Origin of the sequence: Arthrobacter sp. 18067, from assembly GCF_902706295.1 — a bacterium.
In the GTDB taxonomy this organism is placed as follows: Bacteria; Actinomycetota; Actinomycetes; order Actinomycetales; family Micrococcaceae; genus Arthrobacter.
Genome location: NZ_CACSJJ010000136.1, coordinates 1 through 315 on the forward strand (window position 1 = coordinate 1; position 315 = coordinate 315).

Annotated in this window: 1 protein-coding gene and 1 pseudogene; both read left to right on the top strand. The window is 56.8% G+C overall.

Features of this window, described 5'->3' with window-relative positions; genetic code table 11:
• On the top strand, positions 1 to 127 hold a 127-nt coding region (locus tag GVL04_RS24445; protein WP_159709123.1), incomplete at its 5' end, for an L-serine ammonia-lyase, iron-sulfur-dependent, subunit alpha.
• Positions 128 to 179: 52 nt separating this feature from the next.
• Positions 180 to 315 (top strand): annotated as a pseudogene (locus GVL04_RS24450) (lipoyl synthase); the annotation flags it as partial.

Genomic DNA, 315 nt, shown 5'->3' on the forward strand with positions numbered 1-315 from the left:
TGACGGGACGCACCGGGTTTCCTTGGACGAGGTCATTGTGACCATGCGGGAAACGGGTAAGGACATGTCCCATAAGTACAAGGAAACCGCGATGGGCGGCCTCGCCGTCAACGTCGTCGAATGCTGATAAACACGAGCACCCGCACACTGATTGCTGATAACAAACAAGAAGGAACGTCATGACACTCGCACCTGAAGGCCGTAAGTTGCTGCGCGTTGAGGCGCGTAACGCGGCGGTCCCGGTTGAACGTAAGCCCGAGTGGATCAAGGCCAAGGTCCAGATGGGTCCTGAGTTTGTCCAGCTCAAGAACCTGG